This is a genomic window from uncultured Henriciella sp., assembly GCF_964005855.1.
Lineage (GTDB): Bacteria > Pseudomonadota > Alphaproteobacteria > Caulobacterales > Hyphomonadaceae > Henriciella.
Genome location: NZ_CAXFSW010000006.1, coordinates 26,244 through 49,332, shown reverse-complemented (window position 1 = coordinate 49,332; position 23,089 = coordinate 26,244). Strand labels below are relative to the sequence as shown.

Genomic DNA, 23,089 nt, shown 5'->3' with positions numbered 1-23,089 from the left:
GGAGGAGACCGATATGGATTTCAATTTTTCAGACGAACAGACAATGATCCGCGACAGCCTCGCCCGGCTGCTGCGCGATCAGTATGACTTCGACACCCGCCGCAAGGTGGTTTCCAGCGAGTCAGGCTGGCGCCCGGAGATGTGGCAGCAATTTGCAGAGCTGGGCCTCCTGGCCGCGCCCTTCTCCGAAGACGATGGCGGTCTCGGCGGCGGCGCGGTCGACTCCATGGTTATCATGGAAGAGTTCGGCAAGGCGCTGGTCGTTGAGCCCTACGTGCCGACCATTGTGTGCGCAGGCGGCTTCCTGAAACATGCCGGTACGGACGAGCAGAAGTCCGAGCATCTGGAAGCGATCATCGGCGGCGAACGTGTGTTTGCCTTTGCCTATGCAGAGCCGCGCGGGCGCTATGACCTCAACGATCTTGAGACCACGGCGAAAAAGGACGGCGACAGCTACACGCTGAACGGCCACAAGGCGGTCGTGATCGGCGCGCCGTGGGCAGATCATCTCATCGTGACGGCCCGCACCTCCGGCGACCGCCGCGACAAGGATGGTATCTCGGTCTTCATCGTGAAGAAGGATTCCGACGGTATCACCACGCGCGACTATCCAACTGTCGACGGCCGGCGCGCATCGGAAGTCTATTTCGAGAACGTCTCGGTCCCGGCCGGCAACCTGATCGGCGACGAGGGCAAGGCCCTGCCGCTGATCGAACGCGTTGTCGACGAAGCAACGGTTGCGACCTGCGCCGAGGCGATGGGCGCCATGGGCGTCGCGCACAAGCAGACGGTCGAATATTCCAAGCAGCGCAAGCAGTTCGGTGTGGCCATCGGCAAGTTCCAGGTACTCCAGCACCGCATGGTCGACATGTTCATGGAGCACGAGCAGTCGATCTCCATGACCTATATGGCGACGCTAAAGCTCAGCGAAGATGAAGTGACCCGCAAGAAAGCCGTTTCGGCGGCGAAGGTCCGTATCGGACAGGGCGGGCGTTTCGTCGGCCAGGAAGCTGTCCAGATCCATGGCGGTATGGGCATGACGGATGAGCTTGCCGTCGGCCACTATTTCAAGCGCCTCACCATGATCGACAGCGAGTTCGGCAATGTGGACTTCCACATGCGCCGCTATTCGCGCCTGTCGGGTGAAGACCAGGCGATGGCCGCCGAATAGGCGCGTTCGCATAGACTGACATAGAGACCCGGCCTGCACGCGCAGGCCGGGTTTTCTTTTGACGCGCGAAGGCCTCGACATGTTTTGCCAGCTGCCATACTCCCGGTCATGACATACAAGACACTGCGCCCAGACACTGAGGGAGACATCATGTCCGTTATCAAGCTCGAAAAATCCGGATCCATTGCAACTCTGACGCTGACGCGTCCGGACATGATGAATGCGCTGGGGCAGGAAGGCGACGGCCCGGCGGTTACCGCCGCCTGCGCAGAGATCGAGGCCGACCCGGATATCCGGGTCGCTATCCTGACGGGTGAGGGCAGGGCGTTTTCTGCGGGCGGCGACGTGAAGGCGATGCGCGACAAGACGGGCGCCTTTGGCGGCAGCCCGAATCAGATCCGCAACGGCTACCGCCGCAACATCCATATGGTTGTGAAGTCGCTCTATAACCTCGAAGTGCCGCTGATTTCCGCCGTGAACGGCGCGGCCATCGGGCTGGGCTGCGATGTCGCCTGTATGGCGGATGTGCGTATCGCGTCCGACAAGGCGAAATTCGGCGTGACCTTCCTCAAGCTCGGCCTCATTCCGGGCGATGGCGGGGCCTGGCTGCTGCCGCGGATCATCGGCAGTGCGCGCGCCGCGCAGCTTCTCTTTACCGGCGATGTGATCGATGCGGAAACGGCGCTCGACTGGGGGCTGATTTCTGAAGTGCACGCGCCGGAGGCCCTGATGGATTCGGCGATGGCTCTGGCTGAGCGGATGGCCGTACAGCCGCCGCAGGCCCTGCGCCTTGCAAAGACGCTGCTGCGTCATGGGCAGACGGCCTCCTATGACACGATCATGGAGCTTTCGGCCGCCTCGCAGGCGCTGATGCACGAAACCGAGGACCATATGGAAGGCGTCCACGCCATCCTCGAGAAACGCGCCCCGAAGTTCGAAGGGAAGTAAATCCCATGCCGTCTCCCCGCCGCCTCATCTCCACGGGCTCACCTTTCGAACAGACCATGGGGTATTCGCGTGCCGTTGTGCAGGGCGACTGGTGTTTCGTGGCGGGCGTCACGGGCTACGACTATGCGACGATGACCATGCCCGAGAGCGCGGCAGAGCAGGCAGAGAACTGCTTTGCCACGATCGATGGGGTGATGCGTGAGGCGGGCTTTGCCATGAGCGATATCGTGCGCGTGCAATACACCGTCACCGACCGCCACCATGTCGAGGAGATTGTGCCCGTCCTTGGTGCAAATCTGGGCGAGATCAGGCCGGCGGCCACGATGGTCATTGCAGGGCTGATCTCGCCGGAAATGAAGGTGGAGATCGAGGTGACGGCCTTTCGCGGATAGGGCCCTCCGCGACGTCATGCCTTGTGAGCTTTCCGCTTGTCGATAAGCTGTCTATCAATAGAGGCGAACAAACGCCCCAAGGGAGGACTGCATGATTGGAATCGTGGCGAAGCTGCATATTGCCGAAGGCAAGACCGATGAGTTCGAGCAGGTCGGCAAGGACCTGATGGCGAAGGTGAAAGGCAATGAGCCGGGCTGCCTGACCTATCAGCTCTACCGCTCCCATTCCGATCCGCAGACCTATATCTTCATGGAACAGTACGCCAATGCCGAAGCGCTCAAGGCGCATGGCGAAACGGATTATTTTCGTGAGGCCGGACCCAAGATGGCAGGCTGTTTTGCCGGAAAGCCCGAAATCGAACGCTACGATATCGTTGAATAGATCCTGACGCCCGAGCTGCTTCAGGAGGGTCCGATATGGTCGAAACCGGCAAGCCAAGCCTCGCCACACGCATCGCCTATGGTGTGGGCGGCGCAGCAGGCGGCATCAAGAATAACGGGTTCGAATACGTCCTTCTCCTGTTCTACAGCCAGATCATGGGGCTGTCGGCCGTGCTGGTCGCGGCCGCGCTCTGGATTGCGCTGCTGATCGACGCCTTTTCCGACCCGATCGTCGGTTACTGGTCGGATAATCTGAGAACGAAATGGGGGCGGCGCCACCCGCTCATGTACACGGCCATGATCCCGGTGGCGGTGGCCTATTTCTTTGTCTGGAATCCGCCGACCGGGCTGTCGGGGCTCAACCTCTTTGGCTGGCTGCTTGGTTTCACGGTCATTGTGCGCCTCATGTACACCTTCTTCGAGGTGCCAAGCACGGCGCTCGCGGCCGAACTGACGCAGGACTATGATGAGCGCACCTCGCTCATGTCCGTGCGTTATTTCTTTGCCTGGGTCGGTGGGCTGACCGTACAGATCATCCTCTTTTTCTTCCTTCTGGTACCGAGCGAGGGAGATCCGTCCGGCTTCTTCCATCTTCCGGGCTGGCATACTTACGGCCTGATCGGCGCAAGCTGCATTCTGGGGTCTATCGCGATCACGAGCTTCGGCACGCACCGCCACATCCCGCATCTGAAAGCCCCGCCGGCGGCGCGCAAGCTGACGCCGCTCAAGATCCTGGGCGAAATCTGGGAGACGGTCTCCAATCCCTCTTTCCGGGCGCTTTTTCTCGCCACCCTGTTCGGGCTTCTTGCCAGCGGCATCTCCGCGACGCTGAACCAGTATATCAACGGCTTCTTCTGGGAGTTCAGCAACGACCAGATCGGCGGGCTGACCGTGGCGGTCTATGTCTCGGCTGTGCTGGCGCTGTTTGTGGCACCTTTGGCGGGCAAGGTGTTCGGCAAGAAGAAGGCGGCGATCTGGGTCGGCGTGCTGGCCTTCACCATTGCGCCGATGCCGGTTCTCCTGCGCCAGTTCGGTCTTCTGCCGCCAAATGGCACCGACCTTCTCTACATTATCGTGCTCAGCGTCACCGTGTTCGATCTGGCGCTCATCATTGCGTACCAGATGCTGGCAGCGTCCATGGTGGCCGACATTGTGGAGCAGAATGAACTGTCCACGGGCCGGCGCTCTGAAGGCATCTATTTCGCGGGCATCAGTTTCATGCGCAAGCTGGCCCAGGGTGTTGGTGTTCTAACCGCGTCTTTCATCCTGGCCGTCGCCTCGATCACGCCCGGCATGCGGGCCGCCGAAGCGAGCGATGAAGCGATCCGCATACTTGGCTGGGGCTATGCGGTCAGCCTCCTCGTCCTCTGGAGCATCATGATGATCTGTATCAGCTTCTACCGGATCAGCCGGGCCGACCATGAGGCAAATCTTGAAGCGCTTCGCACGGGGGCGACCACGCCGCCGCGCTTTGAGAAAAGCTGAGGGTGTTTTTCTGTCCATCTGCCTGACAGAATTGTCATGAACCGCCCGATTGCGTGCGCGGCATGGCCGCAATAGAGCCATTTTCATGATGCAGAACAAACTCATGACCCGCCATGTGTCCAAATTTCTGTTTGCAGCCATCTTCGCTGTCCTGGCCTTGCTGGCGGTGGTGGTGAGCCCGCTCTTCGCCGTCGGTCAGCAAGCCGAGCAGCCCGCGCCGACCCAGACCTCCAGTGAGCGCGCGCACGGGAATGCCTTTGCCCCCGAGCGGCGGGTGCCCCAGAGCCAGTCGGAAATCCAGCTCTCCTACGCGCCGCTTGTCCAGCAGGTCTCGCCGGCGGTGGTAAACGTCTACACAAGCCGCGTCGTGCGCGAGAGCGCCTCGCCCTTCGCCAATGACCCGATCTTCCGCCAGTTCTTTGGCGCGACCCCGCAGGCACGTGAACGTGTGCAGAACTCCCTCGGCTCCGGCGTGATCGTGTCGGAGGACGGCGTCATCGTTACCAACAGCCATGTGGTGAAGGATGCCGACCAGTTCCTTGTCGTCCTGTCGGACCGGCGCGAATATGAAGCGGAGCTTGTGCTGTCCGATGAGCGCACCGACCTTGCCGTCCTGCGTATCGATACCGATGGCGACCCGCTTCCCACAGTCGACTATGCCGATACCCGCGATACGCAGGTCGGCGATATCGTTCTGGCGATCGGCAACCCGTTCGGCGTCGGCCAGACGGTGACCACCGGCATTATCTCCGCCACTGCACGCACCGATGTCGGCGTTTCGGATTACTCCTTCTTCCTGCAGACCGATGCGGCCGTGAATCCCGGCAATTCCGGCGGTGCGCTGATCAATTCACGCGGGGAGCTGGTCGGTGTGAACACCGCGATCTTCTCACGCTCGGGCGGCTCGAACGGGATCGGCTTTGCCATCCCGGCAGAGATGGTCCGCCGCGTCGTGGATGCCGCCGTCAATGAAGGCATGATCGTGCGGCCATGGCTGGGTCTAAAGGCGCAGTCGGTGAGCTATGACATCGCTCAGGCCCAGGGGCTCGACCGGCCGGTGGGGGTCATGGTGACCGAAGTCTTCAAGGGCGGGCCGGCAGACGAGGCCGGCCTCTCGCGCGGCGATCTCGTCACGATGATCGATGGACGCGAAGTCTTCGATGAACGCGGCCTCAAATTCCTCGCCGCGACGCGCTCGCCGGGCGAGAAGTCGGAGCTCACCCTGTTGCGGGGCGGTAATTTCGAGACGGTGGAGGTTGAACTCGCCCCTCCGCCCGGCGCCACCGAGGCCGAACTTGAATTGCTGGAAGGCCGCAACCCGTTCTCTGGCGCGGAAGTGGCAGAGCTTTCGCCGCGCCTTGCCGAGGAGCTTGGCCGCGATCCCTTCGAGACAGGCGTACTGGTGACGCGGATCAGGCGCGGGGCCTATGCCTGGCGCGTTGTGCGCCCCGGCGATCTCATCGTTTCGGTGAACAATAAACAGATCGAAGGCCTTAGCGACCTCGACAAGGCGCTGGCAGAGGAAACCTCGACCTGGGCGATTGAGCTGGACCGCAATGGCCGGCGCATCAGCGGGACGCTGCGCCTCTAATGCCTTCGATAAAGTGACCCACTGAGCCTCGCCACCTGCGAGCGGCGGTGCTAGCGTTCGCGCATCTATTCGATGCGGAGGCGACACCTATGACACTCAGAACCGTTCTGGCGCTTGGCGCGTCAATGCTGGCTTTCGGCTGTGCCCAGACGCAGGAGAGCGGCCCTGTCGCACCGCCGCAGCAGGCCGCGCCGCCGGTGGATGTGGAAACCTATCCCGCGGCCCTGTTTCACCAGACCACCAGCTACAGCCTGGGCGCGTCCAGCGGCTATGTCTTCTCTGCCAAAGATGGTGACATCCTCGCTTCGACCGACGAGAGCGGCATTTTCAACGCGGTGACCCTGGACGAGACGGGGGCGGTCACACAGCTCACCCAGTCGAATGACGATGCGATCTATGCGCAGTCCTTCTTCCCGGAGGATGACCGCATCCTTCTGACCTCTGATGGCGGCGGGGATGAGATCTTCCATGTCTATGTGCGCGAGGAAGACGGCACGCTGCGTGACCTCACACCGGGCGCCGAGGTGCGCGCGAGCGTTGTCGGCTGGCGCGGCGATGGTGAGGTTTTCTATGTCCAGACCAATGAGCGCGACCCAGAGACCAATGACCTCTATGCCTATCAGGCCAGAGATTATTCGCGCGAGCTGATCTTCCAGAATGACGGCAAGGACATTGCGGGCCTGTCGCCCAATGGGCGCTGGCTGGCGCTGTCGAAAGAGCGCACAAACGCGGATTCCAACATCTTCCTTGTCGATCTCTTCGCCGATGAGCCCGCGCAGAAGCTGATCACGGAGCATCAGGGCGATATCGCCTATGGCGTCTATGACTTCACTGCCGACAGCGAGACGCTGATCTATGCCACGAATGAATATGGCGAGTTCAATCAGGCCTGGACCTATAATCTCACCAGTGGTGAACGACATCCGCTGATTGAGGCCGACTGGGACGTCTCATACGTTTTCGACAGCCCCACGGGGCGTTACCTCGTCTCGGCCATCAATAATGATGCGCTGACCGAGCTCACCATTTTCGACAATCAGGCTGGCGAAGAGGTGGTGCTTTCGAACATTCCGGACGGTGAGGTCGGGCAGGTCCGTTTCAACCGAGATGAGACGGCCATTGCCTTTGGTGTGAACACCGATACGTCACCGTTCAATCTCTATCTGGCCGGCCTCGAGACGGGTGAGGCGACGCGTCTCACCTCCGCCTTGCCGGAAGAGATCGATGAAAGCGATCTCGTTGCGGCGAAGATCGTCCGGTATGAGAGCTTTGATGGGCTCGAGATTCCATCGGTCTTCTACATGCCGAAACAGGCGTCCGCCGAGACACCGGTACCGGCGCTGGTCTGGGTGCATGGCGGGCCGGGCGGGCAGACAACGCGCGGCTATTCGGCGACGATCCAGCATCTCGTCAATCATGGCTATGCCGTCCTCGGCGCCAACAATCGCGGCTCGTCAGGTTACGGCAAAACCTTCTTCCATCTGGATGACAGGAACCATGGCGAAAGCGACCTTCAGGACATCGTCTACGGCCGCAAATATCTGGAAGGCGTGGAAGGGGTCGACCCGGACAAGATCGGTATCATTGGCGGTTCCTATGGCGGCTTCATGGTGGCTGCGGCACTTGCCTTCGAGCCGGACGTCTTCGATGCCGGGATCAATATTTTCGGCGTGACGAACTGGCTGCGCACGCTTCAGAGCATCCCGCCATGGTGGGGTTCGTTCCGCGATGCGCTCTATGATGAGATGGGCGATCCGGCAGAGGATGAAGAGCGCCTGCGCCGGATTTCGCCGCTCTTTCATGCCGACCAGATTACCAAGCCGCTTCTGGTCATCCAGGGCGCCAATGATCCGCGCGTGCTTCAGGTGGAAAGCGACGAACTGGTCGAGGCAGCACGCGCCAATGGCGCGACGGTGGAGTATGTTCTGTTCCCGGATGAAGGTCATGGCTTCCAGAAACGCGAAAACCGCATCACGGCGTCTGAGGCCTATGTCGATTTCCTGAACACCTATCTGAAGGGCGAACCGGCCCAGCAGCAGGAAGATGGCGGCGAGGACATCGCCGCCGACTAGGCGATCAGAGTTTCACCTCGCCTTCGTCCATCCCATCCCAGTAATGGATGCGCGTGGCATCGACCTTGATCATCACAAGGCCTTCGGTATCGACGCCGTTTTCGAACCATTCATCGAGATCAGGCGTCCAGTGTTCCTTGAAGGCGGCCTTGTCGCGGACAAGATCCGCGTCGCCCTCAACATGGATGAAGAACGCCTTGTCGCCCTGAAAGCTGAGGCCGACATTGGAGTTCTTTGCGATGTCGCTGACGGTGCGCGTGTCATCCAGGGTGAAATAGAAGGACTGGCCTTCATAATCGACGTCGCGATTATTGCTCATCGGGCGCGCGGCGATCTCCTTGCCGCTGGTATGGGTCGACATCATGGTGATGTCGATTTTCTTCATCTGGCTGGAAATCTCGCTGAGGGTCTTTTCGCTCATACTGGGTGTCCTTGAATGATGTATCAGACAAGGAATGCCGCCGCGATGAAACGCGTTCCCGGAAGCGCCAATGAAAGAGCGGTCATGAAAGGACCGGCCGCGATGGGCCGGTCCTTGAAGAGGTCTGAGACTAGCGGTCCAGCAGTCTAGAGGCCGCTGACCATGAGCTGCAGTTCTGAATTGGCCGCCGTCATCGCGGATGCGTCGGCGTCGAGCGTCTCGGGCCGGTTTGCCGTCGGATAGGCGTCAGCGAGTTGAGCGAGCACGGTATCGGCCTGTTCGGTGAAGTCCGGCGCTTCTGCCTCGATGGCGGCGCGGTGATCCTCCAGCAGGGCGCTCGCCGTGCTGTAGAAGCCATAGCCGTCAAGATAGGGTTCGTAAGCGTCGGTATTGGTGGCCGAGCTGTACTGCGCGACCGCGCGGTCGATCTGGTCGGCAACGACCTTGGCTTCGACAATGGCGTCGCTGTCGCTGCCTTCCGGCGCTTTTTCGCTGGCGGCGCGGATGGTGTCGATAATGTCCTCGGCGCGGGCGCGCAGGTCTTCCGCCGACTCATCGGCAAAGACGGCAGCCGAGGCGTCGCTCAGCTTCTGGGCGAACGGTTCTACGCCTTGCTGGGTGAGAACGGGCTCGAAATCCATCAGGATCTCGCTGACCGGGTGGGCGAACATTTCGCCGGCGGGCCGGCGCTCACCGGCATCCAGCGCATCAATGCCGGCACGGATATGGGCTTCAACCACTGCGAGGGCGCTGCGATAGACGGCCGGATCTTCGGCAGCGGCAGCGATGTTCACGCCGCCTTCGCCACCTTCACCCTCTCCGCCTTCGCCTTCACCTTCGCCGCCGGCCATGGCGTAGGAGCCGGTGTCGGCCTGCGTATCTGGCGCTTCGGCGGCTGGGGTCTCGGCCTCTTCCGGCGCAGCGGTCTCGCTTGGGGCAGGGGTGGTTTCGGGCGTCTCATTGCTGCAGGCTACCAGGCCGCCGAGCAGAGTGGTCGACAGGCCGAGCGCAGCTAGGGATTTGTACTTTGAAGCCATACTTATGCACTTTCATTGTTGCGGGTTTTGCAATACGCGCTAGGTATATCTGCAAATCATTCTCATACGCAAGATGCTGATTACAATTCCCGATATACTGAATGCTGGCGAGCTGGATGAGGTTCGCGATCTGCTGGCAAAGACGGCCTGGTCTGACGGGCGCAAGACCGCCGGCCCCGAGGCCGCCAAGGTCAAACGCAATGAGCAGGCCGACCTGTCCTCGCGCACCGGCGCTACGCTGCACACAAAGCTCAATGACGCGATCCGCAAGAACGCGGTCTTCCAGGCCGCCGCGCAGCCTGCGCGCCTGTCCCGGCTTCTGGTCAGCCGCAGCGGCGTGGGGCAGGGCTATGGCACCCATGTCGACAATGCACTGATGGGGACGGGCGCAAACCGCCTACGGACCGATCTCTCCTTCACCCTCTTCCTGAGTGAGCCGGATGAGTATGAGGGCGGGGAACTGACGATTGACTGGGCCGGCATGGTCCATTCGATGAAACTCGAGGCCGGCTCGCTCCTCCTCTATCCTTCCACCAGTCTGCACCGGGTGGAACCCGTCAGCTCAGGCCAGCGCACCGTCTGCGTCGGCTGGGTCCAGAGCCAGGTGCGAACGAGCGAACAGCGCGACATCCTGTTCGATCTCGCCAACCTCAAAGTGTCCATGCGCAGCTCACTGCCAGAAGCCGCGCCGGAGCATCTCGCGCTCTCCAAGGTCATCGCCAATCTGCGCCGCCTCTGGTCTGAGGTCTGAGACCTTCAGGCGGGGGCGTAGCTTCCAATGGTCGTGCGATGGAGCAGGCGATCGTGGCCCTGATAGCCGCCGGTCGCCATGTGCAGGCAGGAGCGATTGTCCCACATGAGCAGCGTGCCAGCCTGCCATTTGTGGCGGTACTGGAACTCCGGCCGGGTCTGCCAACGATAGAGCTCGGTGAGGAGGGCGAAGCCTTCTTCCTCGCTCATGCCCTCAAAGCCGATGATATAGCCCGCGCAGCCGAACAGGCCTTCCTCGCCCGTCTCAGGGTGTTTGCGGATGATAGGGTGGGTCTGGGTCGCCATGGCTTCATCGGAGGAGCGGATATCCATGCTCCGGCCTTCGTCCTTTTCGCCGTAGAGCCCGGCCTTGCCATAGCCGTTGCGCGCTGAATGGACAGCCAGTTTCCCCTCCAGCTTTTCACGCAAAGCTTCCGGCATGTCGGCCATTGCCTTGTGCTGATTGGTGAAAAGTGTGTCGCCGCCCACTGGCGGTATGGTGATCCCATAGAGGCAGGTGCCAGCCGGCGGATGGGGCTGAAAGCTCCAGTCGGAATGCCAAGTCTCGGCAAAGACCGGGCCGGTCTCATCCGCGTTTCGTTTGACGGCGATGATATGTTTGCGGCCCGGAATGGGGGCGATGAAGGGATCGTCACCGAACGGGCCGAAATACTGCGTGAAGCGCTCCAGATCGTCATCGTCGAGCGACTGTCCGGGAAAGGCAAGGACGTGGTGGGTGAGCCATGCGCCGCGAATATCCGCGACGGTGGTCTCATCCAGGGGACGGCTCAGATCTATGCCCGTAATGCTCGCCCCGCACGCCTCACCGCTTGGGGTGATGGTCAGTGTCATGGTTTCCTCCATCTGCCACCTTATCATGGGCGCCGGCGCGGGCTAGGTGTGAGCCATGAGTGATCTCTTCTCCGCATCCGGAATGGCTGATGAGGCGCCGCGGCCTCTGGCGGACCGGCTTCGTCCGCAATCGCTGTCCGAAGTGGTCGGGCAGGACCATCTGCTGGGTCCGGACGGGGCGCTCGGGCGGATGCTCGCGACCAAGCGGCTTTCCTCGATAATTTTCTGGGGCCCGCCTGGCGTCGGCAAGACAACGATCGCACGCCTGCTGGCGAAGGAAACCGATCTCGAATTCGAAGCGATCAGCGCGGTCTTTTCCGGCGTGAAGGATCTGCGCGCCGCCTTCGACCGGGCCGAGAACCGGCGCTCCACCGGCAAGGGCACGCTGCTCTTTGTCGACGAGATCCACCGCTTCAACCGCGCCCAGCAGGATGGCTTCCTGCCCTTCGTCGAGGCAGGCGTCGTCACGCTGGTCGGGGCGACGACGGAGAACCCCAGCTTTGAGATCAATGGCGCGCTTCTGTCGCGTTGCGCCGTCCTGACGCTAAAGCGGCTGGGGCCGGAGGCGCTTGAAGAGTTGTTGACCCGCGCCGAGGAACTGGAAGGCCGCAAGCTGCCGCTGGAGCCGCGCGCCCGCGAAGCCCTGATCGACATGGCCGACGGCGATGGCCGCTACATGCTGAACCTTGCCGAACAGGCCTTCACGCTGGCTGAAGACGGAAAAACCCTCACGGCCGAAGCCCTGTCGCAGGCGCTCCAGAAGCGCGCGCCCGCCTATGACAAGGACCGCGAGGAGCATTACAATCTCATTTCCGCCCTCCATAAATCGGTGCGCGGGTCTGATCCGGATGCGGCGCTCTACTGGCTGGCGCGGATGATCACGGGCGGCGAGGATCCGCTCTATCTGGCGCGCCGTATCGTGCGCATGGCGTCAGAAGACATCGGCCTTGCCGACCCCACCGCGCTGATGATCGCCGCCGAAGCGGCGCGTACCTATGAACGGCTTGGCAGCCCGGAAGGTGAGCTCGCGCTGGCGCATGCCATCGTCCATCTGGCGACAGCGCCGAAGTCCAATGCCGTCTATACAGCCTGGAAGGCCGCCCAGCGCTCGGCGAAGGAAACCGGCTCCCTGATGCCGCCCAAACATATCCTCAACGCGCCAACCGCCTTTATGAAGGGCGAAGGCTATGGCAAGGGCTATGCCTATGACCATGACGCCGAAGAGGGGTTTTCCGGCCAGAACTACTTCCCGGACGGGATGAAGCGTGAGCGCTTCTACCAACCAAAGGGCGAAGGCCGCGAAGGTCCGATCGCCGAGCGGCTCAAACGTTGGGCAGAGCTGCGAAAAGCGCGCGGCGAATAAAGGTCAGGACATTGCGGTACGGTCCGGCTTCTGCTGGTATCGGGCCACATTCATTGAAGGGGTTATCGGCATGATGGGTTTTGGTTTCAGGAATGGTCTCATGATGGCCGCAGCGCTGACAGTGCTGGCGGCGTGCAATCCGGACGCAGAGCCGAGTGGCAGCGAGATCATCGCGCCGGCCGAAGCGCAGACGGCAGAGACCGAGGCTGCGGCGCCTGCGAGCGTTTCCCAGAATGTCGAGACCATTCATGACGGCATGCTGGTCATGGACACTCACCTCGATACGCCGGCCTACTTCCATTCCAGCGACTATAAATTCTCCGAGCGCCAGACCTTTGAGGAAGACGGCACACATGTCGATCTGCCGCGCATGAAGGAAGGCGGCCTCGATGGCGGCTTCTGGGTGATCTTCACCGCGCAGGGGCCTCTGGACGAAGCTTCCTATCATGCGGCCCGCACATCTGCCGTTCTGCGCCAGATGGCCATCCGAGAACTGGCGGCAAAATATAGCGATGATGTGGAACTGGCCTTCAAGGCCGACGATGCCGAGCGGATTGCCGCCGAGGGCAAACGTATCGTCTATCAGAGCATGGAAAATTCCTATCCCCTGGGCACGGATGTCTCGCTGCTCGAGACCTTCTATGCGGGCGGCCTGCGCATGGTCGGGCCGGTCCACTTCCGCGACAATCAGTTCGCGGACAGTGCCACCGATGTGTCCACCAATTCCTATGGCGGGCTCTCCCCGCTGGGTGAGGAGCTGGTTGCGAAGGCCAATGAGCTTGGCATGGTCCTCGACGGCTCCCACGCCGCTGACGAGACTGTCTATGACATGATTGAGCTCTCCACGACGCCGATCATCCTCTCGCATACCGGCGTTGACGGGGTCTACGACCACTACCGCAACATCCCCGATGAGCTGCTGATGGCTGTCGCCGAGGATGGCGGGGTCATCCAGATCAACGCCTATGGCAGCTATCTCGAAGCGCTTGAGCCGAGCCCGGAGCGTGAAGAGGCGATGGCCGCGCTGGAGGAGCGCTTCGGCGCCAGCTATTACGATCTCGACGAGGCGACGCGCGAAGAATACGTCGCTGCCCGCGAAGAGATCGAGGCGCAGTATCCAGCGCCCCGCTCCACCTTTGAGAAGTTCATGGAGCACCTGCTCTATGCGCTCGACAAGGTCGGGCCGGATCATGTCGGCATGGGGGCTGACTGGGATGGCGGCGGCGGTGTCGATGGGATGAGCGACATCACCTTCCTGCCAAAGGTCACCGCGGCACTGCTGGAAGCGGGCTATAGCGAGGCGGATATCCAGAAAATCTGGAGCGGCAACATGCTGCGCCTTCTGCGTGAGGCCGAAGAGGCCCGCACATCCGAGCTCGAATCGCCGAACGTGCTGAACTAGGCCGCGTCGGCGCGCCGGGGAGGCGGAACATGGCAGACTGGCTGACACTGCTTCCGCCTTTGCTCGCGCTCGCCATTGCGGTCTGGAGCCGCAATGTCTACTGGGCGCTCGGCTTGGCCATATGGACCTCTGAAACGCTGAACGCCGGGTACAACCCGGCGCTCGGCTTTCTGGCCAGTGTTGAGCGGGCGGTCTCCGTGTTCGGCAATGAGGGTAATACCCGCATCCTCCTTTTCTGCCTGATCATCGGCGCGCTGATCGAATATATGCGCCGTTCCGGCGGCATCGCCGGCATGGTCGACTGGCTGATCCGGACGGGGGCGGCCGGAACGCGCCGCCGGGCCGGCTCGGTCACTGTCCTGACCGGCATGCTGATCTTCGTTGAGACCAATATCAGCCTGCTCACCACCGGCATCATGGGCCGTCCACTATTCGACCGCCTCAAGATGAGCCGTGAGCGCCTTGCCTATATCATCGACTCCACCTCCGCGCCGGTCAGCATCCTGATCCTCCTGAATGGCTGGGGCGCCTTCGTGCTGGGCCTCATCTCAGAATACGATCTCGGCAATCCGCTATCGGTGCTCGTCGCGACGATCCCGCTTAATTTCTACGCGCTTTTCACCCTGGCTGGTGTCTGGTTCACCGTTCTGGGCGACCGCACATTCGGACCGATGCACAGTGTCGAGCGGCGCGTCTGGGCGGCCAATGATGATGTCCCGGAAGACGAATCGGGCAGTGGCAGCGCGCTGAATATGGGCCTGCCCATCCTTGTGCTGGTCGGCGGCGCGCTGGGGCTGATGCTGTGGACGGGCAACGGCAACATGCTGGAGGGGTCAGGCTCACAGGCCATTCTGTGGGCAGTTTGCCTGGCGACAGTGGTCGCCTTCCTTCTGCTTGCGCGGTCCGGGAATGAGCCGAAAGGCACACTGATTGAGATCGGCTTCAAGGGCATGGGCGATCTCCTGCCGGCAGTCACGGTGATCTTCCTCGCGCTGGTGCTTGGCGCGAGCCTGAAGGCGCTTGGGACCGGTGAAGTCCTGGGCGGGATGGCGGCCAATATCCCCTTTGCGTGGGCGCTGCCTGCCATCGTCTTCGTTGTGGCGGGGGTCACCTCATTCACGACCGGCACCAGCTGGGGCACCTATGGAATCCTTGTTCCGGTTGCGATCCCGCTGGCGCTCGGCAGCGGCGTGCCCCCTTCGCTGGCGCTGGCGGCCGTCCTCGGCGGCGGTGTTTTCGGCGACCACTGCTCGCCCATCTCAGACACCTCTATCATCGCGAGCCTCGCAGCCGAATGCGACCACCTCGACCATGTGCGCACGCAGCTGCCCTATGCGGTGGCCGCCGGGCTTCTGGCCGTGATCGGTTATCTCGCGGCGGGGCTTGCCACCACGCTCTGAAGCGTCCGGCCATTATCTGCGGACATAAAATAACGGCGCGCCCGGATAGAGCGCGCCGTCACTTGGAAACCTGCTGAGGTCTCTCGGAAAGCCAGACCGGCTAGCCGAAAAGTTCTTCGAGGAAATCCTTCAGGATCGCAAAGCTGCGGCGTTCGGCGGTCGGGTTATAGACCGTGCCGAAGTCGGGGTCGTTCGCTTCCGGGTTGGTGAAGGCGTGCATGGTGCCGCCGAAGGCGTGAAGCTGCCAGTCGGCGCCTGCTTCGGTCATTTCCTTTGAGAAGGCCATCACGTCTTCGGGCTGTGCCATCGGGTCGTCCCAGCCATGGAGGGCGAGGATTTTCGACTTGGTCTTGTGACCGTCCGTATTGCCGGGCGCGCCGAGGATGCCGTGGAAGGAAGCCACGCCGTCAACATCCATGCCTGCGCGAGCCATGTCGAGGACACAGAGACCACCGAAACAGAAACCGATGGCGGCGGCCTTGTCGCAACCCGATTCCTTCTTGGCGATTTCCAGGCTGTATTTCAGGCGGTTCTGAAGCTCGTCGCGGTTAGAGGCGAGCGGCTCCATCAGGGCCTGGCTCTCTTCCTTGGTCGAGCCGCGCTTGCCTTTGCCATACACATCCAGCGCGAAACCGGCATAGCCCCATTCGGCCAGCATCTTTGCCTTTTCATGATCGAACTCGTTTTGCCCGCCCCAGGCGTGCGAGACGAGAACGACCGCCTTGGGCGTGCTTTCCGGCATGGCCAGAAAGCCCTCATATGTCTGTCCAGCCTGTTCATAGTCGAGGGATTTGGTCGAAACGGCCATGAGTAGATTCCTTCCTGTGTGACGTGTCCCAGCCACACTTAGGGTTTCTGCGAGTGATAGCTAGACCTTGCCGGGAAGATCGGAACAGACCCAAATAGGCCAGATGAGGAAACGCCAGATCATAATAGATTGCGATCCAGGGCTCGATGATGCGGTTGCGCTCCTGCTTGCCTTTGCGGCAACCGACAGGCTCGATGTTCTGGGTATAACGACCGTCGCTGGCAATGTGCGCGGCGGTCTGACATTCCGGAATGCGCGCATCATTCGCGATGTTGCGGGTCTTGATCGAAACGTACCGGTTTGCGCAGGCGCGCCGCGCCCTCTGGTTCGCGATCCGGTGACGGCAGAGGATTTTCACGGCACGACCGGACTTGGCGGTCTGGACTTGCCCAAGCCGAAAGGCCGCGCCTCGCGCCAGCATGCTGTGAACTTTCTGATAAAGACCCTGCGTGCCACCAAGGGCTTTCCAGCGACCCTGGTCGTCACCGGGCCGATGACCAATGTCGCCCTGGCGCTGACCATGGCGCCGGATATTGCCGAGGGCCTGTCCGAGATCGTCGTGATGGGCGGCGCCGACAGGGAGGGCGGCAACATCACACCGCACGCCGAATTCAACATCTTCGCCGACCCGCATGCCGCGCAGACGGTCTTCCAGTCAGGCATTGCGATGCGTGTGCTCAGCCTGGATGTGACGCATCAATTGCTGACGGATGACACGATGGTCGAGCGGGTGCGGGCTCTGGGGTCTCCTCAGGCGATCATCGCGGCGGACCTCCTCGCCGCATCGAACAGGCTTGAGGAATCCGTCAAGGCGCGCCACGCCCCGCTGCATGACCCGTCCACCCTGCTTGCTCTCTTGCGGCCCGACCTGTTCGAAGGCCGCAAGGCCCGGGTCTCGGTCGTGATGGAAGAGGGCGAACGGTTCGGCAAGACGCTCCCGGATTATCGTCACGACGGGCATGTCGAGTGGTGCACAGATGTTGATAAGGAGGCTGTCTTTGCAGAGCTTCTCGGACAGCTCGGGCGGTATCCGCTATGAGTACGCCAGCCCTTACCATAATCGGTTCGGTCAATCTGGATCTCGTCGCCTCTGCCGAAAAACTGCCGGTGGCGGGTGAGACGGTCACCGGCGCGACGTTCGCGCAGCATCCTGGCGGGAAAGGCGCAAACCAGGCCCTCGCCGCCCGCCGCCTCGGGGCAGAGGTCTCCATGATCGCGCGCACCGGCGAGGGGCCAAACCGCGATGCCGCGCTTGCCCTGCTCAGACAGGATGGTGTCGACCTCTCCGGGGTCGTGGCGTGTCCAGATGAGCAGACCGGCGTGGCGCTGATCGCGGTGGACAAGGCAGGTGAGAACCAGATCGTCGTGGCGAGCGGAGCGAATGCCACCCTGTCACCGGAAGACGTGAACATCGAAGGCCACCCCGACGCAATCCTCTGTCAGCTTGAAGTCCCGACAGCCTGCGTCATGGCGGCCCTGCGTGCCGGGAGCGGCCTGTTTGCCGTGAACCTTGCGCCGGCCGGCCCCGTCCCGATTGAGCTTCTTGAAGCGGCAGACCTGCTCATCGTGAATGAGGGCGAAGCCGCGTTTTATGGTGAGGGTCTTCACCGCGGCGGTGGTATGGTGGCCCTGACGCTGGGCGCAGAGGGGGCCGTTCTCTACCGCGCGGGCAAGGAAGTGGCGCGCGCTGCGGCTTTTGCCGTCCCGGTGATAGATACGACCGGGGCAGGCGATACGTTCTGCGCGGCGCTTGTCCTCGCTCTTGCCGAAGGGCGTGAGGAGGGCGAGGCGCTGTGCTTTGCCTCGGCCGCCTCGGCCCTCGCCGTGACGAAGGCGGGCGCACAGCCAAGCCTGCCATGGCGCGAGGATGTGGAAGCCTTTCTGCGTGAACAGGACTAGGGCGCCGGGCGTCAAACGGGCGGCGCGACGCTGTAGACCTTGCGTGCGGTCCCCGCGAAAAGGGCCGATTTCTCCTCCTCGGAATAGTCGGCGGTGATCTTCTTCAACCCGTTCCATAGCGTGCGGAACGAGATGGAGAGCCGGTCGACCGGGAAATTGCTTTCCAGCATACAGCGCTCGGCGCCAAAGCAGGCGATGGTGTGGTGGTAGTATTTCGCCTGCGCATCAACGAACTCATCCGAGGAAGGCGGCCTGTCGCGCTCATGCCAGCCAAACCCATTGTCCGGCATGGCAAGGCCGCCCAGCTTGGCGAAGACGTTCTTCTGCTCTGCGACAGCGGCGATGTCGTCCTTCCACTTCTCGAAATTGTCCTCGCGCTTTCCCGCATAGGGGCCGACGCCCAGCGGCGTGCCGAAATGGTCGAGGATCATCGTGGTCTCTGGCACGGCGGCCGCGAGGTCGCGGAACTCCAGGATCTGGTGATGATAGTTCCAGGTGTCATAGGTGAAGCCGCGCGCGCCAAGATGCGCGACGCCGCGCCGGAAATCAGGGTCGTGATAAAGGCCTTCGGGTCCCCGCGGCGAAATGAGGAAGTCCGCACTGGCCGGATCGTATGGGCCGGCATGCCGGATGCCCCTGAACAGGCCTTCGGAGGCCTCGATATGGGCGTCCAGCACCTCGTCCAGCGTCTTCAGGGGCAAACGAAGGTCCGCATGGGCCACCATCGCGGCAATCGTTGCCTGTCCGCATGACGATCTCGATTTTCGGGCGGCCTCTGCGATATATTCGCTTTCGCCGACGGGTTTCAGGTGGTCTGGCCCGTCCTCGCGATAGGCTGCGCCACATTCCATGAAAATGGTCTGGGTCACATTGTGCCCGTCACCGGTATCGCCCCAGAGGTCTTCAAGGTCGTAGATGATGACCGGATGGGTCTTCGGCCAGAGATGGTGGTGTGGATCGACAATCTCCCGGTCCCGGTCGATTACCTCCTCGCGCTGGCGGTTCAGCCAGTCATTATTGTCGAACATCTGTGTCCTCCCCTGAAGTGCCCCAGCCTCTTTTCGGGCTGTCGGTCTACTTCAGGCAGAAAGAGGCCGGCTGGCAAGCCCGACCCGGCGGCAGGTCTACTGCGCTTTTACCAGTCCGATCTCACGCAGGCGCTCCATGAGGTAATCCTGCGCGGTAATCGGCGGCTGAGGTTCACCGCCTTCTTCGAGGCATTGCGGCAGCTGTTCGATCAGGAAGTCCTGATTGAAGTGCAGGAAGAAGGGCGTCGAATAGCGCGGGAACTTCGCGCGTTCCGGCTCCGGATTGACTACGCGGTGCGTGGTGGAGGGCAGGACACCGCCTGTCAGGCGCTGCAGCATGTCGCCGCAATTGATGACGAGCGAGCCAGCCGGCGGATTTACAGACAGCCACTCGCCAGAACGGTGCAGCACTTCAAGGCCGGCCTCCTCGGCGCCCAGCAGGAGTGTGATGACATTAATGTCTTCATGCGCGGCGGCCCGGACCGTGCCCTTGGGCGGCGGATTCTTCTGCGGGGGATAGTGAAGCAGCCGCAGTATGGAATTTCCGGTTTCCACCTTGTCCTCGAACCAGTCTTCCGGAAGACCGAGGTGCAGGGCGATTGCGCCAAGCAGGTCGCGGCCAAATTCGTCCATCTCCTGATAGAAGGCATAGGTCGCCTCATCGAACTCAGGGACTTCATCGACAACCGGCGTGTCCTTCATCGTGGCGCGGTATCTCGACCCTTCCGGCAGCTTGCGCCCGGTGTGCCAGAACTCTTTCAGGTCGGCGGCTTTCTGGCCCTTGGCGTTCTCCGTGCCAAACGGGGTATAGCCGCGCTGCCGTCCACCCTCTGCGTCATGGTATTTTTCCTTCGCCTCTTCCGGCAGGGCGAAGAAATCCTTGGCGGCCTTATTGGCGTGCGCAATTACCTCGTCATCGACAGGGTGATCGGTAATCACGGCAAAGCCTGTCTCGCGGAAGGATCTGCCAATGGCATCGGCAAAGGCTGCCTTGTCGCTTTTCCAGAGCGTGTAGGAAATCGGTTCAAAAAGGTCGCTCATTCCAGGTGTCCGCCTTGTCTGTTCCCTGCGGGAGGCTAGCGCGGCCAGGCTGCCGCGCCAATGCGCCAGACTTGCCAATAGCCGCGCGGGCCTGCGGGGCAAAGGCGGGGCAGCAGCCGCTCTGCAGCCCAAGCCCGCCCTTGGTAAACAGGCCCGCCCTTTTCATTAACACAGACGGGCTCAGGCGCCGATCCTGTTAACCATGTGGCAAAATCCTGGGCGCAACCTCAACCCGGTCACAGGACGTGACAGATGGACAAACGCTTCCGGCAAAGCGGCCGCCAGACAAGGCCGCAGATCGGGGGCACTGGGTTAAAGGAAGAAGACAATGCCGTATTCAGACATGGCGATGGATGTCGCCCCCGAAACCGGTCTCAGCGAACACGCCACGGGTGACGAACTGTGCAAGGTGGGCCTTGCCTATTCAACCGGCGTTGGCGTCGATGCCGACATGGTCGCCGCGCACAAATGGTTCAATCTTGCCGTCCTCAAGGGATCGGAAGAGGCCAAGGAATACCGCCACCAGATGGCCGAAATGATGTCCAGCGAAGAGATCAAACAGGCCCTGAAATCTGCCCGTGCCTGGCTGAGCCTGATGAACTGACCCTACCGGGCGCGAACGGCTTAGCGCCGGGAGTCGCCCGACAGGTCGTAATAGAGTGAAAAATCGATCGGAAGCGCGGAACGGAACCACTGCTCCATGATCAGGTTTTCATGCGCGATCGCCGAGCGCGGCACATAGACCACATCGAACCGGCGAAGCGGCGTGAAGTCGGCCAGCCGCGGATCATTGATACCTGAATTGACGTCAATGACAGCCGTCATGACTTCGCCGCCCGGCATGCGCCGCATCAGGGCGACCTGTTTTGGCTGGGCGCGGTCGGTAAAGCCACCGGCCATGATGACCGCCTGAAGCGGATCGATCTGCCCTGGCAGCTCCACCATACCGGGCGTCTGGACCTCTCCCCCGACAAATATCTTCTGACTGTCGAAAGCGATGGGGATAACTTCGACCAGAGGGTTTTTGAGCTCTCCGGAATAGGCCTGCACGAGATCGGCCTGGACCTCATTTGGCGTGCGTGCAGAAGCCTGGACCGTGCCGACATAGGGCAGGGTGATCGACCCGTCCGGCGCGATGCGGATGTCGCGGTTAAGCTCCGGCACGGTCTGGAAGACAACCGAAACGGTGTCGCCCGGCGCCAGCAGATAGGGCTGGTCCTGCCCATCCTCATGGCGCCATTCGGACACCGGGAAATACGCCGAAGAGACGGGGTCCACATTCTGGCAGGCGCCCAGTATGAGCGCGGAGGTGAGAAGTAGGCTTCGCATGGCGGATCGCTGACGCTGTCTTTACCGGCTGTCGAGGCCCTGAAGCTCGGTGTTAATGTTTAAGGAATTATCAAGCGGCATGCCCGAAGAACGGGGAGAGTGATCCATCAGAGGGTCAGCCGAACACAGAGCGGGACATTCGCGTATGTCAGATTCAGCCGATTGGGGAGCACGCGGCGCGGGGCAAGGCCAGCCCCGGCCTGTCCGTTCGCGCCCGCGTATCGGCCCGGCTGAATTTATCCTGCAGCTCTGGCGCGCCAAGTGGCTGATGATCGCCATCTTTATTCCGATCTTTCTGATCGGCCTGCTTGTCGCTTTCCAGATGCCCAAAGCCTATGAGGCCCATTCGCGTCTCTATGTCAGGATCGGGGACGAGAATATCTATCGCCCCCGCGTTGGCACCGAACTGCAGAGCGTTGCGCCGGAGGAAGAATTGCTCGTCCAGGCCGAACTGGAAGTCCTGCGCAGCCCGGTCATAGCAGAACGGGTACTGGAGCAGTTCGATCTTGCCCGCGTCTATCCCAAACTGGTCGACGCCCGTGACGAGAAAATCGCCGCCTCACCGCCCTCGCAGCATGCGTCCATTGAAGAACAGAGCTTCCAGGCCGGCGTGGCCACGCTCCGCAAGGCTTTCAAATCCGGCACGGCGCCCAGAACACCGGTGATATCGACCTCGCTTGAGCACAAGAATGCGGGTCTGTCGGCTGAACTGCTCAATTCTTGGATCGATACCTATCTCGACTATCGCAGCGAGGTTTTCTCCAGCAATGGCTCCGACAGCCTGCAGGAGCAGCGCCTCAAATTCGAGCAACAGCTGCTTGCTGTCGAAGAAGATATCCGCGACTTTCTGCGGGCCAATAATATCGGTGACTTCGAAAGTGAGCGGGCCACGGTCCAGCAGCTCTTTTCGACCATCTCGTCGGAATTGCTCACGACCCAGTCGCGGGCAAGCGCTGTTGACGGTCAGCTCGACATCTACAACCAGCAGCTTGCCACGCTGGAGCCCCAGCAGGACCTCTATGTGGAGGACAGCTCTGCCCAGACGCTGATGGAATTGCGGATCGAGCGTGAGGACCTTCTCTCGCGTTATACCGAACAGTCCCAGCGCGTTCAGGCCATCGACCGGCGCATCAAACAGGTCGAAAACTATCTTTCCTCGCGTGACGGCCTGTCGGGCACGACCCGGCGGGGGCCGAACCCTGTCTATCAGACTGTCGAGCAGTCAGCCTCGACGCTCAAGGCAGAGGCCCAGTCGCTTGCGCTTCAGGAAGCCGAACTCCAGCGCCAGCTCGACAGCATTGAAGCGCGGGTCGCGCGCCTCAATGAACTTGAGCCGGAATGGCGCGAGCTGCAGCGGCGCAAGGCGCTTATGGAACGGAATGTGGAGAATTTCTCGGTGCGCGAGGTCGAGGAAAGGGCGCTGTCCGAGCTCTCCGATGAGACGGCCGATAGTGTGCGCGTCCTGGAGCCGGCGCGCGTGCCGATCGAGGGCAAGAGTCTGCGTCTGCCCGTTGCGGCGCTCGCCTTTCTCTTTGCCGGCTTTACCGCGCTCATTGCGGGCCTGCTTCGCGCGCTTACCCGCCCGGGCTTTCCCACGGCGGCTTCGGTCGAGCGGACCACAGGTCTGAAAGTCGTGGGCACTCTGAAGGCCGCGTAAACAGCCAGACTCCCATGACGGCATGTTAAGAAAACGGTTAACCAACCGCATGTTAGGGCTGA

General features: G+C 61.8%; 22 protein-coding genes. 15 read left to right on the top strand and 7 right to left on the bottom strand.

Translation table 11 applies throughout. The features are described 5' to 3' along the window. Positions 1 to 13: 13 nt before the first annotated feature. From ABNU55_RS09495 to ABNU55_RS09465, 7 genes are all read left to right on the top strand, one after another. Positions 14 to 1,171 carry an acyl-CoA dehydrogenase family protein gene (locus ABNU55_RS09495; protein WP_348764333.1) on the top strand — a complete coding sequence of 386 codons (1,158 nt, stop codon included), beginning with the start codon at positions 14 to 16 and terminating at the stop codon, positions 1,169 to 1,171. Between the two features lie 150 nt (positions 1,172 to 1,321). Then, a complete protein-coding gene (locus ABNU55_RS09490; protein WP_290754535.1) occupies positions 1,322 to 2,119 on the top strand; it encodes a crotonase/enoyl-CoA hydratase family protein in 798 nt (265 codons plus the stop codon). Positions 2,120 to 2,124: 5 nt separating this feature from the next. Beyond that, positions 2,125 to 2,511 (top strand): RidA family protein, encoded by a 387-nt coding sequence (locus ABNU55_RS09485; RefSeq protein ID WP_290754534.1) that lies wholly within the window; start codon positions 2,125 to 2,127, stop codon positions 2,509 to 2,511. A 91-nt stretch (positions 2,512 to 2,602) separates the two neighbouring features. After that, complete coding sequence (locus ABNU55_RS09480) at positions 2,603 to 2,893, top strand: putative quinol monooxygenase (RefSeq protein ID WP_290754533.1); 291 nt, start codon at positions 2,603 to 2,605, stop codon at positions 2,891 to 2,893. A 35-nt stretch (positions 2,894 to 2,928) separates the two neighbouring features. Then, positions 2,929 to 4,377 (top strand): MFS transporter, encoded by a 1,449-nt coding sequence (locus tag ABNU55_RS09475; protein ID WP_290754532.1) that lies wholly within the window; start codon positions 2,929 to 2,931, stop codon positions 4,375 to 4,377. 85 nt (positions 4,378 to 4,462) lie between these two features. Further along, entirely contained in the window at positions 4,463 to 5,968 is a 1,506-nt protein-coding gene (locus tag ABNU55_RS09470; RefSeq protein WP_290754531.1) for a Do family serine endopeptidase, read from the top strand. 89 nt (positions 5,969 to 6,057) lie between these two features. Further along, positions 6,058 to 8,040 carry an alpha/beta fold hydrolase gene (locus ABNU55_RS09465; RefSeq protein ID WP_348764332.1) on the top strand — a complete coding sequence of 661 codons (1,983 nt, stop codon included), beginning with the start codon at positions 6,058 to 6,060 and terminating at the stop codon, positions 8,038 to 8,040. A 4-nt stretch (positions 8,041 to 8,044) separates the two neighbouring features. Here the strand turns inward: ABNU55_RS09465 and ABNU55_RS09460 are convergent, their stop codons facing one another. Both ABNU55_RS09460 and ABNU55_RS09455 read right to left on the bottom strand, forming a co-directional pair. Then, complete coding sequence (locus ABNU55_RS09460; RefSeq protein WP_290754529.1) at positions 8,045 to 8,461, bottom strand: pyridoxamine 5'-phosphate oxidase family protein; 417 nt, start codon at positions 8,459 to 8,461, stop codon at positions 8,045 to 8,047. 146 nt (positions 8,462 to 8,607) lie between these two features. Next, positions 8,608 to 9,498, bottom strand: coding sequence for a hypothetical protein (locus ABNU55_RS09455; protein WP_290754528.1), 891 nt, complete (start codon positions 9,496 to 9,498; stop codon positions 8,608 to 8,610). Positions 9,499 to 9,571: 73 nt separating this feature from the next. Between ABNU55_RS09455 and ABNU55_RS09450 the strand changes: the two genes are divergently transcribed. Next, the gene (locus tag ABNU55_RS09450) at positions 9,572 to 10,249 is read left to right on the top strand and encodes a Fe2+-dependent dioxygenase (RefSeq protein ID WP_290754527.1); all 678 of its coding nucleotides are present in this window, start codon (positions 9,572 to 9,574) and stop codon (positions 10,247 to 10,249) included. Positions 10,250 to 10,254: 5 nt separating this feature from the next. Here ABNU55_RS09450 and ABNU55_RS09445 read toward each other — a convergent pair whose 3' ends face one another. Then, entirely contained in the window at positions 10,255 to 11,100 is an 846-nt protein-coding gene (locus ABNU55_RS09445) for a TauD/TfdA family dioxygenase (protein ID WP_290754526.1), read from the bottom strand. 55 nt (positions 11,101 to 11,155) lie between these two features. Between ABNU55_RS09445 and ABNU55_RS09440 the strand changes: the two genes are divergently transcribed. The 3 genes from ABNU55_RS09440 to ABNU55_RS09430 all read left to right on the top strand — a co-directional run bounded on the left by ABNU55_RS09440 (position 11,156) and on the right by ABNU55_RS09430 (position 15,265). Continuing rightward, entirely contained in the window at positions 11,156 to 12,463 is a 1,308-nt protein-coding gene (locus tag ABNU55_RS09440) for a replication-associated recombination protein A (protein ID WP_348764331.1), read from the top strand. A 70-nt stretch (positions 12,464 to 12,533) separates the two neighbouring features. Further along, complete coding sequence (locus ABNU55_RS09435; protein WP_290754524.1) at positions 12,534 to 13,865, top strand: dipeptidase; 1,332 nt, start codon at positions 12,534 to 12,536, stop codon at positions 13,863 to 13,865. Between the two features lie 29 nt (positions 13,866 to 13,894). Then, on the top strand, positions 13,895 to 15,265 hold the full coding sequence (locus ABNU55_RS09430; protein WP_348764330.1) for a Na+/H+ antiporter NhaC family protein: 1,371 nt from the start codon (positions 13,895 to 13,897) through the stop codon (positions 15,263 to 15,265). A gap of 100 nt (positions 15,266 to 15,365) precedes the next feature. On the opposite strand, the gene ABNU55_RS09425 is transcribed toward ABNU55_RS09430, so the two are convergent. Continuing rightward, entirely contained in the window at positions 15,366 to 16,073 is a 708-nt protein-coding gene (locus tag ABNU55_RS09425) for a dienelactone hydrolase family protein (RefSeq protein WP_290753813.1), read from the bottom strand. A 103-nt stretch (positions 16,074 to 16,176) separates the two neighbouring features. Between ABNU55_RS09425 and ABNU55_RS09420 the strand changes: the two genes are divergently transcribed. Both ABNU55_RS09420 and ABNU55_RS09415 read left to right on the top strand, forming a co-directional pair. Beyond that, positions 16,177 to 17,112, top strand: coding sequence for a nucleoside hydrolase (locus tag ABNU55_RS09420; protein WP_290753815.1), 936 nt, complete (start codon positions 16,177 to 16,179; stop codon positions 17,110 to 17,112). Beyond that, entirely contained in the window at positions 17,109 to 17,972 is an 864-nt protein-coding gene (locus tag ABNU55_RS09415) for a ribokinase (protein ID WP_290753817.1), read from the top strand. The genes ABNU55_RS09420 and ABNU55_RS09415 overlap by 4 nt, the downstream gene beginning before the upstream one ends. Before the next feature lie 11 nt (positions 17,973 to 17,983). On the opposite strand, the gene ABNU55_RS09410 is transcribed toward ABNU55_RS09415, so the two are convergent. Beyond that, positions 17,984 to 19,000, bottom strand: coding sequence for an amidohydrolase family protein (locus tag ABNU55_RS09410; RefSeq protein WP_290753820.1), 1,017 nt, complete (start codon positions 18,998 to 19,000; stop codon positions 17,984 to 17,986). Positions 19,001 to 19,096: 96 nt separating this feature from the next. Beyond that, a complete protein-coding gene (locus ABNU55_RS09405) occupies positions 19,097 to 20,041 on the bottom strand; it encodes a 2-oxoglutarate and iron-dependent oxygenase domain-containing protein (RefSeq protein WP_290753822.1) in 945 nt (314 codons plus the stop codon). 328 nt (positions 20,042 to 20,369) lie between these two features. On the opposite strand from ABNU55_RS09405, the gene ABNU55_RS09400 reads away from it, so the two are divergent. Then, positions 20,370 to 20,645: a hypothetical protein gene (locus ABNU55_RS09400; protein WP_290753825.1), complete on the top strand. Its 276-nt coding sequence runs from the start codon at positions 20,370 to 20,372 to the stop codon at positions 20,643 to 20,645. A 20-nt stretch (positions 20,646 to 20,665) separates the two neighbouring features. Here ABNU55_RS09400 and ABNU55_RS09395 read toward each other — a convergent pair whose 3' ends face one another. Further along, the gene (locus ABNU55_RS09395) at positions 20,666 to 21,370 is read right to left on the bottom strand and encodes a polysaccharide biosynthesis/export family protein (protein WP_290753827.1); all 705 of its coding nucleotides are present in this window, start codon (positions 21,368 to 21,370) and stop codon (positions 20,666 to 20,668) included. A 145-nt stretch (positions 21,371 to 21,515) separates the two neighbouring features. Between ABNU55_RS09395 and ABNU55_RS09390 the strand changes: the two genes are divergently transcribed. Beyond that, complete coding sequence (locus ABNU55_RS09390; protein ID WP_290753829.1) at positions 21,516 to 23,027, top strand: Wzz/FepE/Etk N-terminal domain-containing protein; 1,512 nt, start codon at positions 21,516 to 21,518, stop codon at positions 23,025 to 23,027. Positions 23,028 to 23,089 lie beyond the last annotated feature (62 nt).

Excerpts from the sequence above, each read along its gene's own strand:
- ABNU55_RS09495 (WP_348764333.1), top strand. The coding sequence starts at position 14 with ATGGATTTCAATTTTTCAGACGAACAGACAATGATCCGCGACAGCCTC.
- ABNU55_RS09490 (WP_290754535.1), top strand. The coding sequence starts at position 1,322 with ATGTCCGTTATCAAGCTCGAAAAATCCGGATCCATTGCAACTCTGACG.
- ABNU55_RS09485 (WP_290754534.1), top strand. The coding sequence starts at position 2,125 with ATGCCGTCTCCCCGCCGCCTCATCTCCACGGGCTCACCTTTCGAACAG.
- ABNU55_RS09480 (WP_290754533.1), top strand. The coding sequence starts at position 2,603 with ATGATTGGAATCGTGGCGAAGCTGCATATTGCCGAAGGCAAGACCGAT.
- ABNU55_RS09475 (WP_290754532.1), top strand. The coding sequence starts at position 2,929 with ATGGTCGAAACCGGCAAGCCAAGCCTCGCCACACGCATCGCCTATGGT.
- ABNU55_RS09470 (WP_290754531.1), top strand. The coding sequence starts at position 4,463 with ATGATGCAGAACAAACTCATGACCCGCCATGTGTCCAAATTTCTGTTT.
- ABNU55_RS09465 (WP_348764332.1), top strand. The coding sequence starts at position 6,058 with ATGACACTCAGAACCGTTCTGGCGCTTGGCGCGTCAATGCTGGCTTTC.
- ABNU55_RS09460 (WP_290754529.1), bottom strand. The coding sequence starts at position 8,461 with ATGAGCGAAAAGACCCTCAGCGAGATTTCCAGCCAGATGAAGAAAATC.
- ABNU55_RS09455 (WP_290754528.1), bottom strand. The coding sequence starts at position 9,498 with ATGGCTTCAAAGTACAAATCCCTAGCTGCGCTCGGCCTGTCGACCACT.
- ABNU55_RS09450 (WP_290754527.1), top strand. The coding sequence starts at position 9,572 with ATGCTGATTACAATTCCCGATATACTGAATGCTGGCGAGCTGGATGAG.
- ABNU55_RS09445 (WP_290754526.1), bottom strand. The coding sequence starts at position 11,100 with ATGACACTGACCATCACCCCAAGCGGTGAGGCGTGCGGGGCGAGCATT.
- ABNU55_RS09440 (WP_348764331.1), top strand. The coding sequence starts at position 11,156 with ATGAGTGATCTCTTCTCCGCATCCGGAATGGCTGATGAGGCGCCGCGG.
- ABNU55_RS09435 (WP_290754524.1), top strand. The coding sequence starts at position 12,534 with ATGATGGGTTTTGGTTTCAGGAATGGTCTCATGATGGCCGCAGCGCTG.
- ABNU55_RS09430 (WP_348764330.1), top strand. The coding sequence starts at position 13,895 with ATGGCAGACTGGCTGACACTGCTTCCGCCTTTGCTCGCGCTCGCCATT.
- ABNU55_RS09425 (WP_290753813.1), bottom strand. The coding sequence starts at position 16,073 with ATGGCCGTTTCGACCAAATCCCTCGACTATGAACAGGCTGGACAGACA.
- ABNU55_RS09420 (WP_290753815.1), top strand. The coding sequence starts at position 16,177 with ATGAGGAAACGCCAGATCATAATAGATTGCGATCCAGGGCTCGATGAT.
- ABNU55_RS09415 (WP_290753817.1), top strand. The coding sequence starts at position 17,109 with ATGAGTACGCCAGCCCTTACCATAATCGGTTCGGTCAATCTGGATCTC.
- ABNU55_RS09410 (WP_290753820.1), bottom strand. The coding sequence starts at position 19,000 with ATGTTCGACAATAATGACTGGCTGAACCGCCAGCGCGAGGAGGTAATC.
- ABNU55_RS09405 (WP_290753822.1), bottom strand. The coding sequence starts at position 20,041 with ATGAGCGACCTTTTTGAACCGATTTCCTACACGCTCTGGAAAAGCGAC.
- ABNU55_RS09400 (WP_290753825.1), top strand. The coding sequence starts at position 20,370 with ATGCCGTATTCAGACATGGCGATGGATGTCGCCCCCGAAACCGGTCTC.
- ABNU55_RS09395 (WP_290753827.1), bottom strand. The coding sequence starts at position 21,370 with ATGCGAAGCCTACTTCTCACCTCCGCGCTCATACTGGGCGCCTGCCAG.
- ABNU55_RS09390 (WP_290753829.1), top strand. The coding sequence starts at position 21,516 with ATGTCAGATTCAGCCGATTGGGGAGCACGCGGCGCGGGGCAAGGCCAG.